The organism is Pseudoalteromonas sp. S3431, from assembly GCF_000690035.1.
GTDB classification, from domain to species: domain Bacteria; phylum Pseudomonadota; class Gammaproteobacteria; order Enterobacterales; family Alteromonadaceae; genus Pseudoalteromonas; species Pseudoalteromonas fuliginea.
In genome coordinates, this window is the sequence record NZ_JJNY01000160.1 from 1 (window position 1) to 1,142 (window position 1,142).

Here is a 1,142-nt window from a genome sequence, read left to right on the forward strand (position 1 = left end):
CCACCTTCACGGATAGCAAAACGAAGACCTTCATCCATCGCGATTGGTGCGATTAGAGTTACTGTCATCTTGATGTTATCACCAGGCATTACCATTTCTACGCCATCTGGTAACTGTACGTCACCAGTTACGTCAGTTGTACGGAAGTAGAACTGTGGACGGTAACCTTTGAAGAATGGAGTATGACGACCACCTTCATCTTTAGAAAGTACGTATACTTCTGAAGTGAATGTAGTATGTGGGTTGATTGAACCAGGCTTAGCTAGTACTTGACCACGTTCAACGTCTTCACGTTTAGTACCACGTAGAAGTGCGCCGATGTTTTCGCCAGCACGACCTTCGTCAAGAAGCTTACGGAACATTTCAACACCAGTACAAGTAGAACGAGTTGTATCATTGATACCAACAATTTCTACTTCGTCATTGATGCGGATGATACCAGCTTCAACACGACCAGTTACAACAGTACCACGACCCTGGATTGAGAAAACGTCTTCGATAGGCATGATGAATGGCTTATCGATGTCACGCTCTGGCTCTGGGATGTAAGAATCAAGTGCGTTTGCAAGCTCAACAATCTTATCTTCCCACTCTTTCTCGCCTTCTAACGCTTTAAGCGCAGAACCAGCGATTAGAGGTAAGTCATCACCTGGGAAATCGTATTCTGAAAGAAGTTCACGAACTTCCATTTCTACTAGTTCAAGTAGCTCTTCGTCATCTACCATGTCACATTTGTTCATGAACACGATGATGTAAGGAACGCCAACTTGACGAGAAAGAAGGATGTGCTCACGTGTTTGTGGCATAGGGCCATCTGTCGCAGCAACTACTAAGATCGCGCCGTCCATTTGAGCAGCACCAGTGATCATGTTTTTAACATAATCGGCGTGACCAGGACAATCTACGTGTGCGTAGTGACGTGAAGGAGTATCGTATTCAACGTGAGACGTTGAAATAGTGATACCACGTTCGCGCTCTTCAGGAGCGTTGTCGATTGATGCGAAATCTTTAGCAACACCGCCGTATACTTTTGCAAGTACGTTAGTGATTGCTGCAGTTAGTGTAGTTTTACCGTGGTCAACGTGGCCGATTGTACCAACGTTTACGTGCGGTTTTACGCGTTCAAACTTTTCTTTTGCCAT

Annotated in this window: 1 protein-coding gene; it reads right to left on the bottom strand. The window is 45.0% G+C overall.

What is annotated here, in order from left to right; genetic code table 11:
- A partial coding sequence (gene tuf, locus DO88_RS00020) for an elongation factor Tu (protein WP_033041302.1) occupies window positions 1–1,142 on the bottom strand: 1,142 nt, incomplete at its 3' end.